This window comes from Mannheimia haemolytica, assembly GCF_004342115.1.
GTDB lineage: Bacteria > Pseudomonadota > Gammaproteobacteria > Enterobacterales > Pasteurellaceae > Mannheimia > Mannheimia haemolytica.
Genome location: NZ_SMAC01000012.1, coordinates 42,101 through 66,168, shown reverse-complemented (window position 1 = coordinate 66,168; position 24,068 = coordinate 42,101). Strand labels below are relative to the sequence as shown.

Here is a 24,068-nt window from a genome sequence, read left to right as displayed (position 1 = left end):
ATGAAGAAATATTTAATTTCATTAGAAAAAGATGTAAAAAGACGAGAGCTATTTTTTAGCCAGCCTAATACGGAAGATTTTGAGGTGTTCAGTGCCATTAATACAATGAGTAGTGATTGGGAGGCATTAAATAACCATTTTGATTTGGCTCTGTTTGAACAGCGATATGGGCGTAAAACCACTAAGGGCGAAGTAGGTTGTACTTTAAGCCATTTAGCCGTTTACCAAAAAATTGCCGAAGATAGAACTATTGCGGAAGATGATTACTGCCTAGTCTGTGAAGATGATGCCTTATTTGCCGATGATTTCCAAAAACATCTTGATGCTTTATTAGCACAAAATTTAAAAGTCGATATTATTTTAGTTGGGCAGTCGAAAATTCCAACTTTTAACGATAGCGAATTAGAACTTAATTACCCATCAACCTTTGGCTTTTTGCAAAAAAATATTCCGAATAGCCAATATAAATATGCTTATTCTTACCTGAATTATTTTGCTGGTACGGTTGCATATTTAATTAAAAAATCGACCGCTTGTCAGTTTTTAGCACAATGTGCCGGAAAAAATCCATACTGGCTTGCCGATGATTTTATTTTATTTGAAAAGAATTTCAAATTTGATGTGTTAATTGTCCGCCCGTTAATGGCGATAGAAAATCCTGTTCTAATTAGTAATTTGGAAGATTTACGTGGTTCATTAAATAATAATTTATTTAAAAAAGCCGTAAAATATCCACTTAAAAAATTACTGGCAATTAAACGTAATTTTACTCAGCGAAATTCATAATAGGTCTGAAATGTCAGCACTCATTAACTTATTTTATCTTTACGATCCGTGGTTTTTCCATTTTTTAAGAATGTCGTTTGTAGTCGGGCTTGTTGCTTGTGGCTATTTGGTTTTCCAAATAATCAAGGGCAAATCGAATGGCATTATTATTCCTAAAGATAGCCTGATTGCAATTATTGCATTAATCGGCTTTAGCATTATTCCATTATTGATTAACAGTACAAAAGAAATTGGTGTGCTGGCAATGTATGTCAAAATGCTGATTTTGTTTGTGTTCGGGATTGCGATTTATAATGTTTTTTATCATAACCAACAAGGTAAAACTTTATTCGTTCGTGATTTAAAAATCGGCATTGCTATTCAATGGATTTGTGGTGTGACAGCCTTATTAGGTTTGCCGTTTATGGTGGATTTTTTATTATCCAGCAATGCAATGATGCCACGTTTTTTTGGTTCGGAACAAGAATACCGTTTATATAACATCACTTCTTCCGCCTTTTTCCAATTAAGCATTTTTTATTTAATGCTATTACATTTTTTATTGGCATATAATAAAAAAACAGATGTGGTGAATGAGTGGTTTTTATTTTTATTATTATGTGTTGGTTTAATTTCCGGTAGAACCTTTTTATTAATGTCAGTAATAAGTATTGCACTCTATTTTAAATGGAAATATATATTGCCACTGATTGCCTTCACTGCGTTAATTCTATTTTTGGCGATTGTTTTTCCGGAAAACCGTTATGTTGAACACGCCTTAGAACCGGTAATTAATTTATTGTCCGGCACCGGAAAAGTCAGCTCTTCAACCGATAATTTAGTGAAAAACCATCTGTTTTTACCGACTTTAAATCAGTTTATTTCCGGTGATGGTTTATATTACACCGAAACTGGTGGCTATTATGGTGGATCGGATTCCGGCTATATTCGCCAAGTATTATATGGTGGAGTAAGTTATATGTTGGCGTGTTTTGCCTTCACTTACTATTTTGTACGCAAAGTGGCGGTGAATTGGTTTGAAGGCAGTTGGATTTTTACCTTATCCACCATCGGCATTTTAGCTATTTTAAATATTAAAGCAGATACCTTTGCTTTCCCGGGGCTGATGATGCTGTTTCTAATGTTCTTGTCGCTGTTTGGAACAAGCGGTCGAAATGTAACATTTTTTTGCAAAAACAAAGAGGCTGAATATGTTTAGTATTATTGTGCCTTCTTATAACCGTAATCAAGAAATCAATGCGTTGCTTGAGAGTTTAAAGCAACAAACGGCATATAATTTTGAAGTGATCATTGTTGATGACTGCTCAAAAATACCGGTCAGTGAAACTTTAGGAATTTTAAATGAATTTAACGATATTTCTACTAAAGAAAAAGTAAGAGAATTACTTACTAGAGATAGTTTATCTCATATTTATAGCTATCCATTTGATGTGAAAGTGGTGCGAAATAACCCAAATGTTGGGGCGGCACAAAGCCGAAATGTAGGGGCAACTAATGCCACACAAGAATGGCTACTGTTTTTAGATGATGATGACCGCTTTATGCCTGAAAAATGCGAACGTTTAGCGGCAGAGATTGCGAACAATCCAACTGCCAATTTTGTGTACCACCCGGCAAAATGTGAAATGGTAAATGAGGGTTTTACTTATGTCACCAAGCCGTTTAAACATAAAAGTGAGCTAACTAAAGAAAACATTCTAAAAGCGAATAAAGTTGGCGGAATGCCGATGATTGGCTTGAAAAAATCACTCTTTTGTAAAATTGGTGGATTATCTGACCGCTTGCGATCACTTGAAGATTATGATTTCTTACTGAAATTATTGGAAGAACCGAGTTTTGAGCCATTGTATGTGGACGAAGCCTTGACCTATTGTACTTTCCATACCAAACGCTCCAGTGTTTCAACCGATACCACTAATACAGAAAAGGCGATTGAGTATATTCAACAAACGTATATCAAAACACCTGAGCAGGCGAATAATTTTAAGCTCAATTCGCTTTATATTTTAAGTTATCCACACGTAATGAATTTATCCCGCAAGGCAGCCGGTTATTATTTTGAGATGTTTAAACAGACTAAAAATATCAAACAACTGATTATTGCGTTGGTTATTTTTATTTCGCCGAAGTTGGCGATTAATTTGAAAAGGTTTATGTAATGAAATTTTCCGTTTTAATGTCGTTATACATTAAAGAGCAACCGCAATATTTAAGAGAATGTTTTGAAAGCTTGAAAGTACAAACTGTGCAGGCTGATGAAATCGTTGTTTGTTTTGATGGTACAGTTACGCCTGAATTAGAGGCGATTGTAGAAGAATATAGTGCAATTTTGCCGATTAATGCGGTGAAATTCCCACAAAATCGAGGTTTAGGTAAAACGCTAAATGATGGGCTAACCTATTGTAAGAATGAATGGGTTTTCAGAATGGATACAGACGATATTTGTATGCCGGAACGTTTCGAGAAACAAGTGGCATTTATTGAACAGAATCCTGAAACCGTGATTTTTGGCGGCCAAATTGCTGAATTTGGGCAAGATATTCACGATCTTGTCGCTTACCGCAATGTACCAACCATGGTGGAGGAAATCGTCAGATTCACTCGCTTGCGTTGCCCGTTTAACCATATGACGGTTGCTTATCAGAAATCCAAAGTGTTGGAAGTCGGTGGCTATCAAGATCTGCAAGAAGATTACTATTTATGGATCAAACTCATTGCTCAATTTAAACAAGTGGCAAACTTGCCGGATTTATTAGTGTATGCCCGAGTCGGTAACGGAATGGTTGGCAGACGCCGTGGAATGGCCCAAGCAGAGGCAGAATGGCGTTTATATAAATTAAAAAACCGCTGCCAGATTCACGATCCGATTTCAGGTTTTGGGATTTTCATAATGCGTGCAATTCCTCGTTTATTACCGGTTTCAGCACTGAAAAAAGTGTACGGTTTGCTCAGAAAATAAAGCTAAAAAAACCACAGATTGCTCTGTGGTTTTTTGTTATTGATTCTTCAAAATCTCATTCATTAGTTGAATATCAATATGGCAGTAGCCGTTCGGGTTTTTTACTAAATATTCTTGGTGGTACTCTTCGGCAGGGAAATATTGCTCTAACATTTGGTTTTCCACTGCCAGCGGCTGATCAAATTGGGTTTGTAATTGTGCAAGTGCGGCGGTTACCACCGGTTCGTCTTGTGGGTCGGTATAATAAATACCGGTGCGGTATTGAATACCGATGTCGCCACCTTGTTTGTTAATGCTCACCGGGTCTATTACTTTAAAGAAGTAATCTAGTAATTTTGCCAGGCTAATTTGATTGGCATCATAAGTCACTTTTACCACTTCAGCGTGTCCGCTACCGGCACACACCTCTTGATAGCTTGGGTTATCGGTATTACCGTTGGCATAGCCTGATTGTGCCTTAATGACACCTTTAATCCGTTGCATAAAAGATTCCACGCCCCAGAAACAGCCACCGGCTAAGTAAATTTCACGAATATTTTGCATATTACCTCTCTATAATTGTAAATTTTTCGATAAATTTGACTGCTTGTGATGAATAATAAAATACCATAATTTAGTTTTTGTCAAATTTTGTCTTGAATGATGATAATTTCACAAGATTTTTTGCCTAAAAATAGGTATAGTATCGTCACCTTTTTTAATCAATTTATAATTAGAGGTTCTATGGGTACTCTTAACAGCTTTTTAGGCATTATTGTTTTACTATTCATTGCATTTTTATTTTCGAGCAATAAACGTGCAATAAACGTGCGTACCGTATTAGGCGCATTAGCATTGCAGGTAGCTATTGGTGCATTGGTGCTTTATGTGCCGGCAGGGCGTGATGCCTTGAATGCGATGGCAACCGGTGTGTCAAAAGTGATTTCTTACGGTAATGAAGGGATTTCATTTTTATTCGGTGGCTTAGTCAGCGACAAAATGTTTGAAGTATTTGGCGGCGGCGGCTTTGTGTTCGCTTTCCGTGTACTTCCGGTGATTGTTTTCTTCTCTGCACTCATTTCTTTGCTTTACTACATTGGTGTGATGCAATGGGTAATCCGTATTTTAGGTGGTTTATTACAAAAAGCATTAGGTACATCTAAAGCGGAATCTATGTCTGCGGCAGCGAATATTTTCGTTGGTCAAACTGAAGCTCCATTGGTAGTAAAACCTTATATCAGCAAAATGACAGAATCTGAACTCTTTGCGATTATGGCAGGGGGCTTAGCTTCTATTGCAGGTTCTGTTATGGCTGGTTACGCAGGAATGGGCGTACCATTAACTTACTTAATCGCAGCCTCCTTTATGGCGGCTCCGGCAGGGTTATTATTCGCCAAAATTATGGTACCACAAACCGAAAAATTCCGTGATGAACTAGAAGCGGTAGATTTAGAAAAACCGGCAAATATTCTTGATGCAGCAGCTTCAGGTGCTTCTTCAGGTATGCAACTGGCATTAAACGTAGGGGCAATGTTAATTGCATTCGTGGCGTTAATTGCATTAGTGAATGGTATTTTAGGCGGTATTGGCGGCTGGTTCGGTTATGATACCTTAAACTTAGGTCAAATTTTCGGCTGGGTATTTAAACCGCTTGCGTGGGTAATCGGTGTGCCTTGGGAAGAAGCAGAAATTGCGGGGCAGATGATCGGCTTAAAATTAGCGGTAAATGAATTCGTGGGTTATTTAGAGTTTGCTAAATACTTAGCTCCTGAGTCAACCGTACATTTAACGGATAAAACTGTTGCGATTATTACCTTTGCACTTTGTGGCTTTGCGAACTTCAGCTCGATTGCGATTTTAATCGGTGGTATCGGGGCAATGGCTCCAAGCCGTCGTGGTGATATTGCCCGACTTGGGATTAAAGCCGTCATTGCTGGCTCACTTGCCAACTTAATGAGTGCAACCATTGCCGGCTTGTTTATCGGCTTGGGTGGAGCAGTTCTCTAATCCAGTTTGTATAAAACCACTAGAAATAGTGGTTTTATCTTTTTTTATCTGACGTAAACGGTTGCTTTTGGTTTGTCTATTTACAAGCGGTCAGATTTTTATAAAATTTTACCAACCACCACGCATTTAATAAAAGGAGACACTATGAATTTAAAAAAATCCGCTGAGATTGCTCTTTCGTTGATGGATCTCACCACATTAAATGACAATGATACTGATGAGAAAGTCATCGCATTATGCCAACAAGCGAACACCAAGTTTGGCACACCGGCAGCAATTTGCATTTATCCACGTTTTATCCCGATTGCCCGCAAAGCATTGAAACAGCAAGGTATCGAGCAAGTAAAAATTGCGACAGTCACGAATTTCCCTCACGGTAATGATGATATTGAAATTGCGGTAGCTGAGACCAAAGCCGCAGTTGCTTATGGGGCAGATGAGGTAGATGTGGTATTCCCTTATAAAGCATTAATTGCAGGTAATGAGCAAATAGGTTTCGACTTGGTAAAACAATGCAAAGCAGTTTGTGCTGCCAATAATGTGTTGCTTAAAGTGATTATTGAAACCGGCAAGTTAAAATCAGCAGAGCTTATTCGCAAAGCAAGCGAAATTTCGATTCAAGCAGGGGCTGATTTTATTAAAACCTCAACCGGCAAGGTGGCAGTGAATGCTACCCTTGAATCTGCCCGCATTATGCTTGAAACCATTCGTGATTTAGGTGTGGCAGACCGTGTTGGCTTTAAAGCTGCAGGTGGGGTAAAAACCTCGGAAGAAGCCGCCCAATATCTTGCACTTGCGGAATCTATTTTAGGCAATGACTGGGTGAGTGCATCACATTTTCGCTTCGGTGCATCAAGTTTATTAGCTAATTTATTAGCAACATTGAATGATGAACAGCAGCAAGCTGTTCAAGGTTATTAATTAATAAAGAGGAACATAAAATGGCTACTCCACACATTAACGCACCTGAAGGTGCTTTCGCTGACGTTGTAATTATGCCGGGCGATCCGCTTCGTGCTAAATATATCGCTGAAACCTTTTTAGAAGATGCAAAAGAAGTGACCAATGTTCGCAATATGTTAGGCTACACCGGCACTTATAAAGGTCGCCGCATTTCAGTAATGGGGCACGGTATGGGGATTCCATCTTGCTCGATTTACGCTAAAGAATTAATTACTGAATATGGCGTGAAGAAAATTATCCGTGTCGGCTCGTGCGGTGCGGTACGTAATGATGTCAAAGTGCGTGATATTGTCATCGGTGTTGGGGCTTGTACCGATTCTAAAGTAAACCGTATTCGCTTCCGTGATAACGATTTTGCGGCGATTGCTGATTTTGATATGACATTAGCTGCTCACCAAGCAGCTAAAGCGAAAGGCATTGAAGCTCGTTTCGGTAATTTATTCTCAGCCGATTTATTCTACTCACCTGATGTCGAAATGTTTGATGTAATGGAAAAATACGGCATTTTAGGCGTAGAAATGGAAGCAGCAGGCATTTATGCGGTAGCGGCAGAGTATGGAGCAAAAGCATTAGCAATTTGCACCGTTTCAGACCATATCCGCACCGGTGAGCAAACTACCTCTGAAGAACGTCAATTAACCTTTAATGGTATGATTGAAATTGCGTTAGAGTCAGTATTAATTGGCGATAAGCAGTAATTTCTAACCTGACAAGCGGTGAAATTTTGCAAAAAATTTGCAGAATTTGACCGCTTGTTATTTTTGATTCTTCCTTTATCTTCTTTTCGGGCTTTCGCCAAACTGCCTTTTATATTCTCGACTAAACTGGCTTGGGCTTTCATAGCCGACTTGATAGGCGGTTTCACTCACGCTTACTCCTGCTTGTAGTTTTTCCCTTGCCGCATTTAGTCTTAACGATTTCTGATATTGCAGTGGTGTCATTGAAGTTACGCTTTTAAAATGAGCGTAAAACCCCGCCACGCTCATTCCTACCTCTTCAGCCAGTGCTGACATATTTAGTGTATCGGCAAATTTTCTTTCTAAGATTTTTGTTGCATTGGCAATTTTAGCAATATTGCCATCTTGAGAGAGTAGAGAGCGTATATAGCCACCTTGCTCAGATTGCAATAAATAGAAATAGAGTTCGTTTAATATCAATGGTGCAAGAAAATGAATATGATTTGGAGAATTAAGCAAATTTAGTAAGCGTAACAAACAGTCTTTAATTTCATTCTCCAGCTCCCATTTAGTGCGTTGATTAATGTTTTCACTTATTTTCTGTGGGGGAAGCTGCGTGATAATTTTGGCAATAAGATCAAAATCCAAGCGTAGTGAAATCGCAAGATAAGGCTGATTTTCTGCAACTGATAAGGTTTGGGTAACAATCGGCAAATTCACAGGGCAAAACATCATTTCCTGATTACCGAAGACTTGGCAATGTCCATTGGTACAGATTTGCCGCTCGCCTAATAATACTACACATAAACTTGGGTCTTGGATATAACCGTTAAATCTAATAGAACGATCGGCAGCGTGAACGGTTAGCCCTGAAATGGGAGTAGCCCAAAGTTCATTTTTCGGAGCGAGGGCAAAAATAGATTCAATAATAGCTCGATGAGTTTGCATAATAATCTCACTTTTAGAAAATTAGGCATATTTTATAGAAAATCAGGCAAGACGACAAATAGCAAAAAGCGGATAATATCCCCAATCAAATAAAGCATTTAATAGGAGCAAAATATGAAAATTTTTTATCACACATCAGCAACTGCAACCGGTGGTCGTGACGGCAGAACCCAAGTGGATGACGGTTCTATCGGTTTTGATTTAGTCGGTTTCCAAAATGAAAGTGGCAAAGTAGGCACTAATCCGGAACAATTATTCGCAATGGGCTATGCTGCCTGCTTTGACAGTGCAATGAATCACGTTGCCCCAACCTTAGGCATTAAGCCAACCAAATCCAGTACCACTGTTGCAGTTGGGATTGGTCAAAAAGCTGATGGTGCTTTCGGCTTAGATTTAGATATTACCATTACTGTGGAAGGCATTAGTGCGGAAGAAGCGAAAACTTTAATTAGCAAGGCACACGAAGTTTGCCCATATTCAAATGCAACCCGTGGTAATGTAGATGTGCGTTTACACGTTAAAGTCGTGAGTGAATTTGACTTATAAAAAATAAATAGGGGAAATGAAAATGTTAGATTTTGAAACCACGGTAAAAACACGACAATCAATCCGCAAGTTTTTACCGCTTCCGATGACGGAAACTGAAATCAAACAAATTCTTGCCGATGCACAAAATGCCCCTTCGGCTTGTAATACACAGCCGTGGTTAGTACACGTTGCCTCTGGTGAAACGCTAGCACGCTTAAAAGCTCGTTTTAAAAAGACTTTTGAAGCGGGCATTAATGATGCGGATTTTGAGTTCAATCAAACGAAATTTACCGGTGACTACGAACCACGTTGGCGTAACCAATACAGCCACGTTTTTACCACCAGCTATGGCATTCCCCGTGAAGATAAAGCCGGTCGCCAAGTGGTGTATGATGACAATATTGTCGGTTATGGTGCGCCACATATGGCATTCCTATTTATGCCAAGCATTGACGGACACGATGTCAATATTGCCAGCGATGTTGGTATGTATTCGCAAACTTTCTTGCTCTCACTCACCGCTCGTGGTTTTGGCGGCATTCCGCAGCTTGCCCTTGCGATGTTTGCTAAAGATGTGCGTGAAGAGTTAGGCATTCCTGAACATTACAAGCTCCTCCACGCCATTTCTTTCGGACACCCAGATTGGGACGCTATGCAGAACAAACACCATTTAGGGCGTGTGCCGGTGGAAGAGAGTGCGACCTTACATTGGTAATAAACAAGCGGTTGATTTTTCGCAAAAATTTGCGAAATCAACCGTATTTTTTAGGAGAATACGATGATAAATTTATTTACCCCTTATACTCTGAATAACGATGTAGAAATTAAAAACCGCCTTGTAGTTGCCCCAATGACCCATTCCGCCTCCAACGATGACGGCACAATTAGCGAGCAAGAACGCCATTTCTTGCATAATCGTGCAGCAGATATGGGCTTATTTATCACCGCAGCAACCGGGGTAATGCGTAACGGCAAAGCGTTTTACGGTCAGCCGGAAGCTCTTGATGAACGCTATTTGGCAAGCCTGACAGAAACTGCCAATATCTTGAAAAATCAAGGCACCAAAGCGATTTTGCAAATTTTCCACGGTGGGGCACAAGCTATTCCTGCCTTGCTTGACGGGGCGAATGCAGTTGCGCCGTCCGAGCACGCCAACGGTGCTAAAGCCCTAACGGCGGACGAAGTGAAGCAAATGATCCAAGCTTTCGCTAATGCCACCGATTTAGCTATTCAAGCCGGTTTTGATGGTGTGGAAATTCACGGGGCGAACGGCTATTTAATTCAACAATTTTTCTCTACTGAATTTAATCAACGCACTGATGAATGGGGCGGTAGCCTTGAAAAACGCTTGCGTTTCCCGTTAGCGGTGGTTGAGGCAGCGGTCAGCGTGCGTGAAAAACACCAACGCCCTGATTTTATTATCGGCTACCGTTTCTCACCGGAAGAGCCGGGCGAACACGGCTTAACCATGACCGATACCTACGCCCTGATTGATGCTTTGTGCGAAAAGCCGTTGCAATACTTGCACATTTCACTCTGGGATTTCGGCAAAAAAGCCCGCCGTGGTGCAGATACCAACCTCACCCGTATGCAACTGGTACACCAACACATCAACGGGCGTTTACCGCTGATCGGCGTGGGTAACTTATTAACCGGTGAACAGATCCGTAAAGCTTATGCAACAGGCTGGGCAGAATTTATCGCCTTAGGTAAAGCGGTAATGCTCAACCCGAACGTGGCGACCTTGTTGAAAGATAATCGAGACAGTGAGATTGTCAGCGAACTCGACCCGCAACAAGCCGACCACTACGGCATTCCCGATAGACTATGGGGCTACTGCGTGCAAGGTGGTGCTTGGTTACCGCCGCTTAAAGGGCAAAACTGGCAACCAATGGATATTTAATCATTACAGACAAGCGGTCATTTTTTTGTAAAAATTTGCAATTAAGTGACCGCATTTTTTCAATTATCTGAAGGAGAAAAATTATGATTACGTTACATTACCTGAACAGTTCCTGCTCTCACCGCATCGTTTGGTTGTTGGAAGCCTTAGGCTTGGATTACGAGCTAAAAATCTACCATCGTGAAGAGAGCGGTTTTGCACCTATGGAGGTAAAAGCCTTGCACCCACTTGGCAAAGCCCCTGTGTTGCAAGATGGCGATTTGGTGCTTGCCGAAGGCAATGCGATTATCCAGCATCTGATTGCCCGTTACGCCGAAGGGAAATTTGAGCCGACTCGTGGTAGCGAAGCCTATTCAATGTATCACTACTGGTTGTCGATTTCTGCTTCATTATTCTCGGCAAACCTTGTGATAATGTTGGCTAATCGCTCTGATCTCGGAGCTTTTGGCGACTACGCAAAAGCGCAGACTCCGCTGTATTTTAACTATATTGAGCAAACACTTTCAGATAAAAAATGGATTGTGGGTGATGAACTAACCGGTGCGGATTTTTCTCTCTGTTTCCCACTACAATGGGGGCGTAATTTTGTTGAAATGGCAAATTACCCGAATATTGCACGCTATTTAGAACAGGTGGAAAATCACCCTGCTTACCAAAAAGCGAATCAAAAAGCCCTGAAGCTTGATATGAATAGATTTTAATACTCTTTTTAATCCCTAACATTTTGTTAGGGATTTTTGAATATAAAATCAATTAATTTGAATAATTATTCAAAAATAAACTTGAGTTTAGCCTTAAATAGCCTTAGACTACCGAGCAGAAAAAGTCAAAGAAGGATTTTCAATGAGCAAATACAAGATTTTTGTTGATGGGGCAGTAGGAACAACCGGGCTACGCATTCACGAACGTTTAAGCCAAGCGGACGATATTGAATTATTAACCTTGCCCGAAGAGCAGCGGAAAGATTTGAACGCCCGTGTGGCAAAAGTCGCAGAGGCGGATTTAACTTTCCTCTGTTTGCCGGATGAAGCCTCAAAAGAATTAGTAGCAAATGCACCGGAAAATGCCCGAATTTGCGATACTTCAACCGCTCATCGGGTCAATCCTAATTGGGTTTATGGTTTTCCGGAATTGAGCGGACAACGTGAAAAAATCCAAAATGCCAAGCGTGTTGCGGTGCCGGGTTGCCATGCCACGGGCTATATTGCGTTGGTTCGTCCACTGGTGGAAAAAGGGATTCTGCCCGCCGATTACCCTTTAAGTTGTCATTCCTTAACCGGCTATTCAGGCGGTGGCAAAGCGATGATTGCTAACTATGAAAATGAAAACAGCCCAAATGCTTTCAATGCCCCTCGTGTTTACGGTTTAACTCTCCAACACAAACATTTGCCTGAAATGCAGGCAGTTACCCAAATGCAAAACCCACCGATTTTCACCCCTGTGGTTGCCGATTATTACAGCGGAATGTTAGTCACTGTGCCATTGCCGATCTTCGCCTTACAAGCGGTCAAATCCGGCGAAGAAATTGCAAATTTGCTCGCCGATTACTACCAAACCAGCCGACTAATTCACGTTCACCCTTTCCAATCTCTACCCGAAGACGGAATGCTTGCCGCGAATGCTTATGCAGGTAAAGGCAGCTTAGAGATTTTTATTTACGGCAACAGCACCCAACTTTTACTTGCTGCCCGTTTTGACAATTTAGGCAAAGGGGCATCAGGTGCCGCAGTGCAGTGTATGAATATTATGTTGGGAAGAGATGAGGTTGAGGGGTTAGAGCTTTAAATATAAATGTAGGGACGGGTCCTGTGCCCGTCCGAATATGGGCGATGATTATCGGACAGGCACAGGACCTGTCCCTACAAGAGAAAGAAATATGCAACAACAAGAAATCAATCAATTTGCAAATTTATTAGAAAAATCCACCGCTTGCTTGGTGAAATGGCAGGGTAAAATCATTGTGGTGAAATATGGCGGTAACGCAATGATTAATGAGGAACTGAAAAAATCAGTGATGGCAGATCTGCTGTTACTTCATCGTTTAGGCGTAAAAGTGGTACTGGTACACGGTGGCGGGCCGGAGATTTCACAAGGCGTGAAATTATTGGGTAAAGAACCGCAATTTATCAACGGGTTGCGTGTTACCGATAGCGATACGATTAACGTGGTTTTGCAAATGTTGGCAGGCAAAGCTAATAAAAGCCTTGTCGCCTTATTAAAAGGGAAAGGCATTGGGCTGTGTGGTATTGATGGGGCGATGTTGCAATGCAAAAAATTAGAGGCAGAGGTGGATTACGGCTTTGTGGGCGATATTGTGAAAGTCGATCCAACTGTGATTGAAATTGCTCTTAATGCAGGCTTGATTCCGGTTGTTTCCACGGTGGGCGTTGATGAAAACGGGCAGGCTTATAACATTAATGCAGACACCGCTGCCAGCGAGATTGCGATTGCGTTACAAGCGGAAAAATTGGTCTCGATGACCGATATTGCAGGTTTATTGCGAGATCGCTTTGATGAAAGCACCTTAATTCCGGAAGTGGAAGTAAGCGAAGTGCAGTCCCTGATTGAGCAAGGCATTATTGCCGGTGGGATGATCCCCAAAATTGCGTGCTGTACCGATTTCATCAGAGCTGGTGGCTCTGAGGCAAATATTATTGACGGGCGAATCGACCACGCCATTTTGGTAGAAATGTTCGGTGGCAAAAACGGCACACGGTTTTATAAAAAATAACAGGAAAGTGAAATGACAAGCAGTAATACGATTAAGCAATTAGATAAGGATTATATCGCCCAAACCTATGGCAGATTTGACCTTGCACTGTCGCACGGAAAAGGCTGTGAAGTGTGGGATTTTGAGGGCAATAAGTATCTTGATTTTACCAGTGGCATTGGGGTAAATAGTTTAGGCTGGGCGGATGAGGATTGGCTACAAGCTGTTACCACACAAGCCGGCAAATTAGCTCACACCTCAAACCTGTTTTTTACCGAACCGGCAAGCCAATTAGCCCAAAAATTAGTGGCTGCAAGCGGTCTAAAACGGGCATTTTTTTGCAATTCAGGGGCAGAGGCAAATGAAGGAGCAATTAAAACCGCCCGCAAATATAGTTTCGACAAATACGGTTCCGGTCGTTCAACGGTTTTAACCCTCGTGAACTCTTTTCACGGACGAACCATTTCAACCCTCGCAGCCACTGGGCAAGAGGTATTCCACAAGCATTTTTTCCCCTTTACAGAGGGCTTTGAATATTTACCTGTAAATGACATTGAGGCACTGAAAGCTCGCTTGGAAACTGAGAACGTTTGCGGGATTTTGCTGGAGGTGGTGCAGGGCGAGGGCGGTGTTTGCCCATTAGAGGCGGATTATCTGCACGCCGTGCAAAGCCTGTGCCAAGAAAAAGATATTTTATTTATGATTGATGAGGTGCAAACCGGCATTGGGCGAACGGGCACACTTTTTGCTTATCAACAATTTGATTTAACTCCTGGTTTAGTCACGCTCGCTAAAGGCTTGGGCGGCGGCTTGCCGATTGGTGCTTTCCTGTTAGGCGAAAAAGTGGAAATGACATTAGGCAAAAGCGACCACGGCTCAACCTTTGGTGGCAATCCTGTTTCCTGTGCTGCTGCAAATGTAGTAATCGATAAAATAAACGCCGAATTTCTCGCCCAAGTGCAACAAAAAGGGCAGTTGTTACAGCAACGCTTAGCGAGCTTACCAAAAGTTAAATCCGTTTCAGGCTTAGGTTTAATGCTCGGCGTAGAATTTGAGGAAGGCATTTTAGCCGCTGATATTGTTGCAAAATGTATCAACAAAGGTGTGCTGTTTTTAACCGCTAAAAGTAAGTTAAGGTTACTCCCACCGCTGATGATCTCTGAACAACAGATAGAACAAGGAATCAGAGTGTTAGAGGATGTCTTGAAAGATTCTTGAGTTATTATAAACAGTAGGAATATCTTCTTACTGTTTTTTATTACTATTATATAGTAGCCTACTTTAATCTGTTGTCACTTTATATTTCTTCTTATGTGTACGATATATCGTGCAATAACTTCCCTTGTTTATCTGTATAACATTTTATTTAATAGAATGACTTATAAATCAAGGAGTGACTTATGTCTAATCAAATTGCGTTATTGTTGATGAGCCACGGCAGTTTTGCGAGGGCGGCGTTGGCGAGTGCCGAGCTGATTGTCGGGCAGCAGGAAAATGTGGCAGCTATCGGCGTAGTAGCAGTGGATAATGTAGCGGACATTAAACGGCAGATGGAGCAAACCATTGCTGAGTTAAACACCGACAAAGGCTTGATTATTCTCACCGATATTGTTGGTGGTACGCCGATGAATCTTGCCTCTTCTCAATTAACCCACCCTAATGTTTTTGCCTGTTCGGGTTTGAATTTACCTTTATTGCTAGAAGTGCTGATGAGCCGTGACGGCAATTTGCAAGAAATTCGGGAAAATCTACCGCTTGCATACCAAAACGGATTTAGCCTACGCACACAACAAGATTTTGTTTCACAGGAGGACGATGATGATCTGCTTTAGCCGTATTGATGACCGTTTAATTCACGGTCAAGTAGTCACCACTTGGGTTAATTTACACCGTATTGAACAAATTATTGTGTTAAATGATGCGGTGGCAGCGGATCCAACCCAAAAACAGATTTTAACGATGGCTGCACCGCAGGGAATTAAAGTGGTCGCGTTTGGCATTGAAAAATTTGGTGAAGTGTTGCAGAAGACACAAATTACCCGCCGTACTATGTTGTTGTTTACCAATAGCATTGATGTGTTACGCACTGTAGAACTAGGTGTATCGATTGACAAATTGAATGTCGGCGGAATGCGTTATCAAGCTGGGCGTGAGCAGTTAAGTAAAGCGGTTTCAGTTACGCCAGAAGAGCGTCAAGCATTTAAAACCTTATTGGAAAAGGGTGTTGAAGTAACGGTACAGATGGTACCGAATGATGAAAAACTTAACTTACAGGAGATTATCTAGCTATGCTGACTGCACTACTTGTTGCCTGCTGGGCAGGTATTTGTGCCTTAGATGATATTGGCACACAGATGATCCGCCGTCCGTTGTTAATCGCACCGGTGGTCGGATTGATTATGGGGGATTTGGAAACGGCGTTGATTATTGGTGCTACGCTTGAAGTGATGTGGATGGGGATCGGCAATGTTGGTGCATATTCTGCACCGGATATGATTTCCGGAACCGCTATTGGCACCGCACTTGGTATTGCTGCTGGTGAAGCTTCTACTGCGGTTGCACTCGCAGTACCGACCTCACTCTTGGCACAGCAGTTACTCATTCTTTACCGCTCCGGCGTATGTGCATTGAACCCAATTGCTGAACGCTGGGCGGCAAGCGGTGATTTTGACAAGATTTTCCGCATTCACTATATCCCAATGTTAATTGCCTTTTCTATTCGTGCTATTCCAACGTTCTTAGCCGTCTATTACGGGGCGGACATTATTGCCCAAGCGGTCTCTGCTCTGCCGGCAAAAGTGATTACCGGATTAAATGTTGCAGGCAAAATTATTCCTGCCATCGGTATCGGTTTGCTGATGTTAATGATGATTAAGAAAGCCGAACTTTGGACGTTCTTAATTGCTGGCTTTACGTTGGCGGTTTATCTCAAATTATCAGTATTGCCGATTACCTTAATTGCACTACCGCTTGCGTTGATTTACGACTTAGCAGTAAGCAAAAAAGCTGAAGCTGCACCAACCAAAACCGCAGATGAAGAGGATTATGACCTATGAGCAATAAAATTACCAAACAAGATTTAAACAAAGTGTTTTGGCGGATGCAGGTGCTGAACGTCACAAACAACTTCCAATCGATGCAGGCGATTGGATTTTTAAGTAGCTTTATTCCGGTATTAAAACGACTTTATAAAGATCGTCCACAGGAAGAACGAGCGGAAGCAATGAAACGCCACTTAAAATTTTTTAACAGCCACGTTAATTCTGATGCATTGATTTTAGGAATTGCCGCTGCGGTAGAAGAGACTACCAAAGAGGATGAAAAAGAGACAGTAACCGCGATTAAAACCGGTTTAATGGGGCCGTTAGCAGGGCTGGGAGACAGCTTGTTGAAATTCACCTGGTTACCGATTTGCGGTAGTATCGGGGCGGCATTGGCACTAAGTGGCAATGTGTTAGGCCCGATTTTAATGTTCTTGTTGTATAACAGTGTAAACATTGCGACGAAGTATTACGGTATCCATCTAGGTTACAGCAAAGGGGTTGATTTAATTCACGGTGCGGGTAATAACATTTTGCAACGACTCGGCAATATGGCAAATGTGGTTGGTTTAATGGTGATTGGCGCATTAATTGCCTCCGTTGTGAAAGTCAAAGTAGTTTCACAAATTGCCGCTGGTGATAATGTGATTAAATTCCAAGAGATGTTAGATAAAGTGATGCCGGGACTACTCAGCTTACTTTTAACTGTCGTGATCTACTGGATTTTGAAGAAAACTAACGGCAAATATGCTGCAACGATGATCCTTGCTACGATGGGGATCTGTATCGGCTTAGTCTATGCAGGAATACTCGGCTAATGGACAGTGTGTATGACATTATTCGGTTGGAACAGGGCAGATACCTGTTCCGCCAACAGCCGGCTCAATCGGTACAGATTTTCTTTCTGGACAACCCTGACAGTAAGGATAGCAAATGGCTGGCGGAGACTGATTTGGCAGAGTTTGAGCTGAAATTGAGCGCTTGTGAAGCCCGTCCGTTCTTCCTCATTCAATCAGCAAACGGAGAACAGATTGTTGCTGAACGCACCTTACCTGTTGCCGGAATGAATAATTTTCGGGATATGGGGGGCTATGTCGCTCATCAGGGCAAGCGAGTGAAATGGGGCAAGTTATACCGCTCCGATCATCTGCATAATTTAAGAGACGAAGGCGTGGCTTATCTTGATAAATTGGGAATTCAGACTGTTATTGACTATCGCAGCCCGAATGAAGTCGCCAAATACCCAAATCCCCCAATTAATGGCAGAGAGCAAACTTTTCGGCTTGATCCGAATGCACATACTGCCGAGCTTGCTGCCCAATTTAGTGCAGACAAGCACGATGAAGATCGTAATTTGGTCAATAAAATCATTGCTCAAAAAGCTGAAGGTAATCTTATCAATCGCTACGACATTGTAATGGCACAATATCGTAATTTTGTCGAAAAAGCAGAATGCCAAACCGCCTTTGCTGAAATGTTAAGGTTGGCGACAGACCCTGAAAATGCACCATTGGTTCAACACTGCCGTGGAGGGAAAGATCGCACTGGTTTCGGTGCAATGTTACTGCTTGGTATTTTAGGCGTGAGTAAAGCTGATATTATTGCTGATTATATGCTTACTCATGATAACCGCCTTGCTCGTAACGAAGAGAAAATGGCGATTTACCGTACCTTCACTCAAGATCAAGATGTGTTGGACTACCTATTGTCTTTAATCGATACTCAACCCGAATTTATCGAACAATCGCTTAATACTATTGAAACCCAATATGGCACTATTGAGCAATATGCCCAAAGGGTATTAGGTATTACTGCGAAGGAAATTGAAGCATTACGGGCAAATTATTTGGCGTAGAACGGTAGGGTGTAATATTGAACACACTACAAATGGAGAAATTTCATATGCGTTATTTTGCAAAACATTGGTATAAAACTACCGCTTGTCTGACAACAATTTTCACAGCATTTCCTCTTTTTGCTCAACCAATTGAAAATATACCAACTTCCCACTACGAATTAGAAAAAATCATTATATTTAGCCGACACGGGTTACGTTCCCCTCTTACAGAAAAAGGCAGTGATTTAGAAAAATCAACCCCTTATAAATGGGCAAATTGGAGTGTACCGACCGGTCATTTAACCCATAAAGGGACGCTGTTGGAAACCTATTTTGGGCAGTATCTTGGTCAATGGCTCACACATAATGGGTTATTGGACAAGGCAAGCTGTGAAAGTGGGAAGCAGATTGAGGTTTATGCTAATAGCCTGCAACGTACAATTGGCACTGCACAAGCTTTGGTTGCCGGTGGGTTTTCAGGTTGTAATGTACAAGTTAAACACCACCAGCAGATTGGAAAGATGGATCCGGTGTTTAATCCAATTATTCGCTCCGATGACCAGACATTTGTGCAAACAGCATTAAGCAAAATTGACCTCAATAAAACCCATCAGTATTTAGCGCCATCCTATCATTTATTAAGCGAAATAATCGATTATGCTCATTCAGAAAAATGTTTGCAGGAAAAACAGTGTGAATTTTTTAATGATGTTGGTAAATTAAGGATTAAAAAGGATAAAGAACCAGGTGTTTCCGGTACGATGCGATTAAGTGAAAATATTGTCGATGCCTTATTGCTGCAATATTATGAAGGTCTTCCTTTAAAAGAGATTGCAAATAACCAGCTTGATAGTGATCAGAAATGGCAAACACTCAATAAAATTAAAAACGATTACCAATTTATGCTACGAGGAGATCCATTTATTGCTAAACATATTTCATTACCGCTATTAAAATATATTCAGCAAGATTTAAATAGTGAAAATAAAATAACACTTTTAGTCGGACACGATTCCAATATTATAGCCTTACTTTCTGCATTAAATGTTAAGCCTTATAAATTAGCACATCAATATGAACAAACTTCAATAGGAGGGAAAGTCTTTATTGAAATCTGAAAAGAAAAAAGTAGCCAAGCACAAAAAGTTAAACTGGAATATGTATATCAATCTACTGACCAAATTCGTAAAGCGATTCCACTAAGCCTTGATAAACCACCGCAACATCACATTTTGAGTTTGGATTATTGCCAAGCTGACCAATATGGATTATGCGATTATATGGAATTTAAACAGTTACTGGAAAAAGTCATTGCTGATACATTGTGAGATTTTGACAAAGTGAGCGAAAAAGGTAGCATAAAAAAGTCGGGACAGTTGCCAGCTGCTCCCTGTAAGATGTTGTTTACAGCACTAGTAATGCTACTATCCCCAAAAAGCTGCTGAAAGGCAGCTTTTTTGTTGTATATAAAAGTACACCTTTCTACGCTTCATTCTTTTTCTCCAATTAAACCTAATTTAGGACTTCTAGTGATAAATTCGGTATCATATCTTAATTCACTACATATCGTGCAAGCCTTAAAATTGAAAGGGCTGACGAAATCCTATTTAATTCTGACACACATAAGGGAATATTATGTCGCAAGATATTCAAGCCGATTTAAAAAAGATATTGGCACTATTAAGCCGTAACCGTCGATTTCAATCATTATTTTTATTACTGTTAAGAAGTGAACAATTTATTAATAGTGATGCACTTTCTACGGAGTTACAGCTTTCAGTACGAACGGTAAAAAAAGAGATTAAGTTATTAAAAGAAAAACTTGAACCTTACGGCATTCAGATTTTTTCTCGACCGTTTTATGGCTATAAATTATTGATTCAGTTTGAAGAATTACACACGCAACTAAAACAGTATTTCCAAATATCACAGCCGATGACGGTAAATAATAAATTTGAGTCTCGGGTAAATGCGATTTTACGCCGATTACTGGTGAGCCAGCGTGCATTGAAAGTTGAAGATTTTCAGAGTGAGCTTTATTTAAGTTTTACCAGTGCCTTAACAAAAGAATTTAGTCAAGTTAAAGCCTTGTTAGGAAAATATGGATTGATACTCGAAGCGAAACCCTATCACGGAATGAACATTGTAGGTGAAAGTTATCGTAAAATAATGCTCACAGTACGATTATATAAATATTTTACCCAGCTTGAACATCCATTTGGAATTAAAGAATTTGAACAGTGTTTTGCTTGTCCTATGACTGAAAAAATCCGTGAAAGGTTAGCTAAGACAATTATTCATTTCAATTTAGTATTTTCTGATATTTATGCTGAGCGGTTTATTATTTACTTACGCTATTTTTATAATCAACAGCCTGAGTTATTGTTACCGAAGTTAAATTTTAATTATCAACAGACGAATGAATATCAGTTTGTAATTAAGTTACTGGAACAGCTTCGTGAACAAGACAGTCGTTTTGAGTTTAATCCGGAAGTTATTCGATTTCTGACCTATATTGCGATAGCCAGTACAGATCTCTACCGCTTTAAAGATTGTAATTCGGATAATTACCCATTGTTGCTAGATAAGGCTTGGGAAATTCATCGTTTTATTTTTACTCAGTTTTCTGCATATTTAAATTTATCGGAAATTCACGATGACACTTGCCGTAAAGATTTGCTTAAAATGCTGATCCCTATCGCAATGAAAATGATGCTTAGCATTTCAGATGATGTGGATTTAGGGCTATTTAACCAAACAGAACTACATAGAAATCCAATTTTGGCTCATACAGTAGAAAAATTAGTGGATGACATTGAAAAAAACTACGGGTATAGCCTATCTATTCGAGAACAGTATTTTATTTTTGATATTTTTTCCGGAATGGTTAATCGAATTGAATTAGAACGTAAACCGCTCCGACTGGCGATTATTGCCCTTAATGGCAGATTAAGCACCCAACAGTTAAAACGGAATATTAAGCGGTACTTTTCCGACTATATTTTGAAAATTGAAACCAAAGTGCTATATGAGCTTGCCATAATGGAAGATAAACCTTATGACTACTATCTCTGTAATGAATATGGAAAAAATATGGCTATTCCCTATAAGCCTATTTATTTTGCTGACAGTAGTTTAAATGAAAATGAATATGCAACATCACTCAACGAAGTATTTTATCACGCTTATCAATATGATGAGGTGTTGCCTAGCATTAAATCGATTGAAATTGAAGCACAATATCGCCTAAATGAGTTTCATCTTGAGCAAGAATATCTTAATTACGAACAGATTATTTTAGAAAATAAACAAGACAAGATTAAACTATTTTATCAACTCAATGCCTCGGTAGAAAAATTTGAGATCTATTATTTTAAAAATAAAGAAGATTTCACTTTATATGGTTATACTAAATTTATTGTGATGAGTCTTAATGTCATTGAGCAACCACAAAAATTAAAAATGATTTTGAATATTATTAATAAAATAGCACAAACAAATTTTATCCTTAATCAACTTTGTTGGTTAGATGTAAAAAGTTATAAATACTTCTTCACCCAATATAAGGAGAAATCATAATGAAACGCTTGCGTTATTCTTATCTTGCTTTGATATTAGGTTCAGCCTTACCTTTATCGGCTTATGCTGACGGTTATTTAAGTAACGATAATATTCGGCAATTTGATGCCCGTTTTAATTTTTTCCTCGCAAATCCACTACCTGCGCCTATTGCAAAAGCAGATGGGCGTGGTGAAGCGATTGAGAATTTGGTGGTGAAATATGCATCAGATTATCTTAATGATATCTATCTTAAAGAGGATGTTATTCGTTTTCGCCGTTGGCAGTGGCAAGATCTCTATACGTCATTGGATTTAAAAACGAAACAAAAGCCCGATTATTTAAATACTTACCGATTACAGGCGGAAGCGTACTTTATCAATAAGCAATACCAAGAAGCATTATCTCAACTGGATCAAATTCTGCGGCGTAACCCTAATGATGTTCATGCAATGGCAATGAGTGTGGTTGCAAGTCGGGTATTGGAAAATCCTAATACTGAAGCCGAGCGTTTATTAGCGCTTTATCAAATCTCTCCAAGTATTGCGCAAAAGGTGCAGCAATATCTACATTTTACAGACACTATGCTTGCTGCCAGCTATGGTAGTGAGCCTCAAACAACAATGATCCCCGACACCATAGCGGTATTTGGGCAATCGCCTAACCCAGACGGTACTCCAAGCAAGGGATTATTGCAACGTCTTGAGAAAACCAAAGAAATGGCAGCGAAATTTCCGAATGCAAAAATTATTTTAAGTGGTGGACCTGTTCGTTATATCTATGCAGAAGCGGATGTAATGAAAAAATGGTTGATAGAGAATGGCGTTGATGAAAGCAGACTGTTGCTTGATGATGTGGCACGAGATACTCCGGGAAATGCTGTCGGTATCATTGATTTTATGAAGGAATATGGAGGTAGAAAAGTATTGGGGATCGGTACGATCTTACATTTACCGAGAGCAATGTCTGTATTGAAAAGCTATGCGGATTCCATTGGATATGAATTGGAAATTGATTCTGCCGGAGGCGGTTCTCCTCCTAATGAAAAAAATAAAAAAGGTGAAGCTCTTTATACATTTGTTAATGTTGCTCGTGCAATGGGGTTATTTACCTTGGGCGATTTTGAGAATTTGCTTGCCAAAGAACAAGCTGAAAAAGAACAAAGAGAAGCGTTGGAAAAAGCACAGCAGAATTATTTAGAAAAATTGGTAGCTGAGCGAGATCAAGCAGTAAAAAATGCAGAAAATTCTGCAAATGAGCTGGAAGTAGCCAGACAGGCGTTAGAAACAGCAAAACAGGCTCATCAGCAAGCTGAAGAGGAATTGAATAAAGAACTTAGTAAAACGCAAGAGCAGTTAAAACAGAGTACGGAAGCCCTTAGTCGTTTAATAATAAAGCAGAACAATCCTTTTTCCGAGCATTATGTTGTACAGCTTAATTTGATGGAACAAGCAACTTATGATCTGTACCGTAGGTTAGCAGAAATAGAACATACACAAGATTGGAATTTATGGCTTTCGGATAGTCTATCCAAATATCGTTTAAAAAATCGTTCAACCGAAGACTATCACTTATTACATATCGGGCTAGATCATCAGGTTTCCCATAATTGGTCTATTGGTGGAGTATTTGGTATCAGTCAGGGGCAAATTGAGAATAGGACGCATAAAGTGAAAGGGACATCTGCTGGTATTTATGCTGGTTATCGTCCTACAAGTGGTCTGTTTTGGACAAATTTTTTTAATTACAGTCATTTTACTAATCAATCTGGTGTAACAAAACGTGATAATAATGCATACAGTCTGAGTAGTGAAATTGGAAGAAATATCGTGATGAGTCATCAATGGCAAATTACGCCAAAGCTGCAATTAGGCTGGGCAAAAGCTGGATCAGCACGAATGTTTTGGGCTGGGACAGGGCTACGTTTAGGAAAAGTGATTGAACTCAATGCAATCAAACTTAAACCTTATGCTGATATTAGCTATCGTTTTCGAAATCGTCATATTGATACCTTAGATAGTTTATCTGATCGTCATCGGAATGTAATCAGTATTGGGGTACAAGCAGTTGGAAATCGCCATTATTTTGCAATCGAAGGATCAATGTTACACGGGGATGCATTGAAGCGTTCATACGGATTACACGCAAATTATCACTATCAATGGTAAATAG

24 protein-coding genes are annotated in these 24,068 nt (G+C 40.2%); 22 read left to right on the top strand and 2 right to left on the bottom strand.

Annotation, left to right across the window (positions count from 1 at the left end; genetic code table 11):
• Genes EDC41_RS05910 through EDC41_RS05895 form a run of 4 tightly spaced genes read left to right on the top strand, consistent with a single transcriptional unit; the run spans position 1 to position 3,745 of the window.
• On the top strand, positions 1–786 hold the full coding sequence (locus EDC41_RS05910) for a glycosyltransferase family 25 protein (RefSeq protein ID WP_006251819.1): 786 nt from the start codon (positions 1–3) through the stop codon (positions 784–786).
• A 10-nt stretch (positions 787–796) separates the two neighbouring features.
• Complete coding sequence (locus EDC41_RS05905; RefSeq protein WP_006247881.1) at positions 797–1,984, top strand: hypothetical protein; 1,188 nt, start codon at positions 797–799, stop codon at positions 1,982–1,984.
• Entirely contained in the window at positions 1,977–2,945 is a 969-nt protein-coding gene (locus EDC41_RS05900; RefSeq protein ID WP_006251820.1) for a glycosyltransferase family 2 protein, read from the top strand. The genes EDC41_RS05905 and EDC41_RS05900 overlap by 8 nt, the downstream gene beginning before the upstream one ends.
• Positions 2,945–3,745 (top strand): glycosyltransferase family 2 protein, encoded by an 801-nt coding sequence (locus tag EDC41_RS05895; RefSeq protein WP_006251822.1) that lies wholly within the window; start codon positions 2,945–2,947, stop codon positions 3,743–3,745. The genes EDC41_RS05900 and EDC41_RS05895 overlap by 1 nt, the downstream gene beginning before the upstream one ends.
• 36 nt (positions 3,746–3,781) lie before the next feature.
• On the opposite strand, the gene msrA is transcribed toward EDC41_RS05895, so the two are convergent.
• Positions 3,782–4,288 (bottom strand): peptide-methionine (S)-S-oxide reductase MsrA, encoded by a 507-nt coding sequence (gene msrA, locus EDC41_RS05890; RefSeq protein ID WP_006247878.1) that lies wholly within the window; start codon positions 4,286–4,288, stop codon positions 3,782–3,784.
• Between the two features lie 180 nt (positions 4,289–4,468).
• On the opposite strand from msrA, the gene EDC41_RS05885 reads away from it, so the two are divergent.
• The 3 genes from EDC41_RS05885 (at position 4,469) to deoD (ending at position 7,392) form a co-directional block, all read left to right on the top strand.
• Positions 4,469–5,731 (top strand): NupC/NupG family nucleoside CNT transporter, encoded by a 1,263-nt coding sequence (locus EDC41_RS05885; RefSeq protein WP_006251823.1) that lies wholly within the window; start codon positions 4,469–4,471, stop codon positions 5,729–5,731.
• A gap of 144 nt (positions 5,732–5,875) precedes the next feature.
• Positions 5,876–6,652, top strand: coding sequence for a deoxyribose-phosphate aldolase (gene deoC / locus EDC41_RS05880; RefSeq protein WP_006252726.1), 777 nt, complete (start codon positions 5,876–5,878; stop codon positions 6,650–6,652).
• Positions 6,653–6,672: 20 nt separating this feature from the next.
• On the top strand, positions 6,673–7,392 hold the full coding sequence (deoD, locus tag EDC41_RS05875) for a purine-nucleoside phosphorylase (RefSeq protein WP_006247875.1): 720 nt from the start codon (positions 6,673–6,675) through the stop codon (positions 7,390–7,392).
• Between the two features lie 75 nt (positions 7,393–7,467).
• On the opposite strand, the gene EDC41_RS05870 is transcribed toward deoD, so the two are convergent.
• Entirely contained in the window at positions 7,468–8,319 is an 852-nt protein-coding gene (locus EDC41_RS05870; RefSeq protein WP_006251825.1) for an AraC family transcriptional regulator, read from the bottom strand.
• Positions 8,320–8,433: 114 nt separating this feature from the next.
• On the opposite strand from EDC41_RS05870, the gene EDC41_RS05865 reads away from it, so the two are divergent.
• The 15 genes from EDC41_RS05865 to EDC41_RS05795 all read left to right on the top strand — a co-directional run bounded on the left by EDC41_RS05865 (position 8,434) and on the right by EDC41_RS05795 (position 24,064).
• On the top strand, positions 8,434–8,865 hold the full coding sequence (locus tag EDC41_RS05865) for an organic hydroperoxide resistance protein (protein WP_006247873.1): 432 nt from the start codon (positions 8,434–8,436) through the stop codon (positions 8,863–8,865).
• 16 nt (positions 8,866–8,881) lie between these two features.
• The gene (locus EDC41_RS05860) at positions 8,882–9,562 is read left to right on the top strand and encodes a nitroreductase (protein ID WP_006251827.1); all 681 of its coding nucleotides are present in this window, start codon (positions 8,882–8,884) and stop codon (positions 9,560–9,562) included.
• Positions 9,563–9,625: 63 nt separating this feature from the next.
• The gene (locus EDC41_RS05855) at positions 9,626–10,750 is read left to right on the top strand and encodes an NADH-dependent flavin oxidoreductase (protein WP_006251828.1); all 1,125 of its coding nucleotides are present in this window, start codon (positions 9,626–9,628) and stop codon (positions 10,748–10,750) included.
• An 83-nt stretch (positions 10,751–10,833) separates the two neighbouring features.
• Positions 10,834–11,451, top strand: a complete 618-nt coding sequence (locus tag EDC41_RS05850) for a glutathione S-transferase family protein (RefSeq protein WP_020824171.1) — start codon at positions 10,834–10,836, stop codon at positions 11,449–11,451.
• Between the two features lie 142 nt (positions 11,452–11,593).
• A complete protein-coding gene (gene argC / locus EDC41_RS05845) occupies positions 11,594–12,535 on the top strand; it encodes an N-acetyl-gamma-glutamyl-phosphate reductase (protein ID WP_006251830.1) in 942 nt (313 codons plus the stop codon).
• Between the two features lie 91 nt (positions 12,536–12,626).
• Entirely contained in the window at positions 12,627–13,481 is an 855-nt protein-coding gene (gene argB, locus EDC41_RS05840) for an acetylglutamate kinase (RefSeq protein WP_006251831.1), read from the top strand.
• A 12-nt stretch (positions 13,482–13,493) separates the two neighbouring features.
• Positions 13,494–14,678 carry an aspartate aminotransferase family protein gene (locus EDC41_RS05835; protein WP_006251832.1) on the top strand — a complete coding sequence of 395 codons (1,185 nt, stop codon included), beginning with the start codon at positions 13,494–13,496 and terminating at the stop codon, positions 14,676–14,678.
• A gap of 182 nt (positions 14,679–14,860) precedes the next feature.
• A complete protein-coding gene (locus tag EDC41_RS05830) occupies positions 14,861–15,292 on the top strand; it encodes a PTS sugar transporter subunit IIA (protein ID WP_006247866.1) in 432 nt (143 codons plus the stop codon).
• Positions 15,276–15,746, top strand: coding sequence for a PTS sugar transporter subunit IIB (locus EDC41_RS05825; RefSeq protein WP_032844541.1), 471 nt, complete (start codon positions 15,276–15,278; stop codon positions 15,744–15,746). Before EDC41_RS05830 ends, EDC41_RS05825 begins: the two co-directional genes overlap by 17 nt.
• Before the next feature lie 2 nt (positions 15,747–15,748).
• Complete coding sequence (locus EDC41_RS05820) at positions 15,749–16,516, top strand: PTS mannose/fructose/sorbose/N-acetylgalactosamine transporter subunit IIC (protein WP_006247864.1); 768 nt, start codon at positions 15,749–15,751, stop codon at positions 16,514–16,516.
• Positions 16,513–17,319, top strand: coding sequence for a PTS system mannose/fructose/sorbose family transporter subunit IID (locus tag EDC41_RS05815; RefSeq protein WP_006247863.1), 807 nt, complete (start codon positions 16,513–16,515; stop codon positions 17,317–17,319). The genes EDC41_RS05820 and EDC41_RS05815 overlap by 4 nt, the downstream gene beginning before the upstream one ends.
• Positions 17,319–18,356 carry a tyrosine-protein phosphatase gene (locus tag EDC41_RS05810; RefSeq protein WP_006251835.1) on the top strand — a complete coding sequence of 346 codons (1,038 nt, stop codon included), beginning with the start codon at positions 17,319–17,321 and terminating at the stop codon, positions 18,354–18,356. The genes EDC41_RS05815 and EDC41_RS05810 overlap by 1 nt, the downstream gene beginning before the upstream one ends.
• 47 nt (positions 18,357–18,403) lie before the next feature.
• Complete coding sequence (locus EDC41_RS05805; RefSeq protein WP_020824170.1) at positions 18,404–19,456, top strand: histidine-type phosphatase; 1,053 nt, start codon at positions 18,404–18,406, stop codon at positions 19,454–19,456.
• A gap of 517 nt (positions 19,457–19,973) precedes the next feature.
• Complete coding sequence (locus tag EDC41_RS05800) at positions 19,974–21,917, top strand: HTH domain-containing protein (protein WP_006247861.1); 1,944 nt, start codon at positions 19,974–19,976, stop codon at positions 21,915–21,917.
• Positions 21,917–24,064 (top strand): autotransporter domain-containing protein, encoded by a 2,148-nt coding sequence (locus tag EDC41_RS05795; protein ID WP_006251837.1) that lies wholly within the window; start codon positions 21,917–21,919, stop codon positions 24,062–24,064. The genes EDC41_RS05800 and EDC41_RS05795 overlap by 1 nt, the downstream gene beginning before the upstream one ends.
• Positions 24,065–24,068 lie beyond the last annotated feature (4 nt).

Bases quoted from the DNA above. Each gene is read 5' to 3' on its own strand.
- EDC41_RS05870 (WP_006251825.1), bottom strand. From the start codon at position 8,319: ATGCAAACTCATCGAGCTATTATTGAATCTATTTTTGCCCTCGCTCCG.
- EDC41_RS05805 (WP_020824170.1), top strand. From the start codon at position 18,404: ATGCGTTATTTTGCAAAACATTGGTATAAAACTACCGCTTGTCTGACA.
- msrA (WP_006247878.1), bottom strand. From the start codon at position 4,288: ATGCAAAATATTCGTGAAATTTACTTAGCCGGTGGCTGTTTCTGGGGC.
- EDC41_RS05825 (WP_032844541.1), top strand. From the start codon at position 15,276: ATGATGATCTGCTTTAGCCGTATTGATGACCGTTTAATTCACGGTCAA.
- EDC41_RS05860 (WP_006251827.1), top strand. From the start codon at position 8,882: ATGAAAATGTTAGATTTTGAAACCACGGTAAAAACACGACAATCAATC.
- EDC41_RS05885 (WP_006251823.1), top strand. From the start codon at position 4,469: ATGGGTACTCTTAACAGCTTTTTAGGCATTATTGTTTTACTATTCATT.
- EDC41_RS05830 (WP_006247866.1), top strand. From the start codon at position 14,861: ATGTCTAATCAAATTGCGTTATTGTTGATGAGCCACGGCAGTTTTGCG.
- EDC41_RS05850 (WP_020824171.1), top strand. From the start codon at position 10,834: ATGATTACGTTACATTACCTGAACAGTTCCTGCTCTCACCGCATCGTT.
- EDC41_RS05800 (WP_006247861.1), top strand. From the start codon at position 19,974: ATGTCGCAAGATATTCAAGCCGATTTAAAAAAGATATTGGCACTATTA.
- argC (WP_006251830.1), top strand. From the start codon at position 11,594: ATGAGCAAATACAAGATTTTTGTTGATGGGGCAGTAGGAACAACCGGG.
- argB (WP_006251831.1), top strand. From the start codon at position 12,627: ATGCAACAACAAGAAATCAATCAATTTGCAAATTTATTAGAAAAATCC.
- EDC41_RS05810 (WP_006251835.1), top strand. From the start codon at position 17,319: ATGGACAGTGTGTATGACATTATTCGGTTGGAACAGGGCAGATACCTG.
- EDC41_RS05900 (WP_006251820.1), top strand. From the start codon at position 1,977: ATGTTTAGTATTATTGTGCCTTCTTATAACCGTAATCAAGAAATCAAT.
- EDC41_RS05835 (WP_006251832.1), top strand. From the start codon at position 13,494: ATGACAAGCAGTAATACGATTAAGCAATTAGATAAGGATTATATCGCC.
- EDC41_RS05815 (WP_006247863.1), top strand. From the start codon at position 16,513: ATGAGCAATAAAATTACCAAACAAGATTTAAACAAAGTGTTTTGGCGG.
- EDC41_RS05895 (WP_006251822.1), top strand. From the start codon at position 2,945: ATGAAATTTTCCGTTTTAATGTCGTTATACATTAAAGAGCAACCGCAA.
- EDC41_RS05795 (WP_006251837.1), top strand. From the start codon at position 21,917: ATGAAACGCTTGCGTTATTCTTATCTTGCTTTGATATTAGGTTCAGCC.
- EDC41_RS05865 (WP_006247873.1), top strand. From the start codon at position 8,434: ATGAAAATTTTTTATCACACATCAGCAACTGCAACCGGTGGTCGTGAC.
- EDC41_RS05855 (WP_006251828.1), top strand. From the start codon at position 9,626: ATGATAAATTTATTTACCCCTTATACTCTGAATAACGATGTAGAAATT.
- deoC (WP_006252726.1), top strand. From the start codon at position 5,876: ATGAATTTAAAAAAATCCGCTGAGATTGCTCTTTCGTTGATGGATCTC.
- EDC41_RS05820 (WP_006247864.1), top strand. From the start codon at position 15,749: ATGCTGACTGCACTACTTGTTGCCTGCTGGGCAGGTATTTGTGCCTTA.
- EDC41_RS05905 (WP_006247881.1), top strand. From the start codon at position 797: ATGTCAGCACTCATTAACTTATTTTATCTTTACGATCCGTGGTTTTTC.
- EDC41_RS05910 (WP_006251819.1), top strand. From the start codon at position 1: ATGAAGAAATATTTAATTTCATTAGAAAAAGATGTAAAAAGACGAGAG.
- deoD (WP_006247875.1), top strand. From the start codon at position 6,673: ATGGCTACTCCACACATTAACGCACCTGAAGGTGCTTTCGCTGACGTT.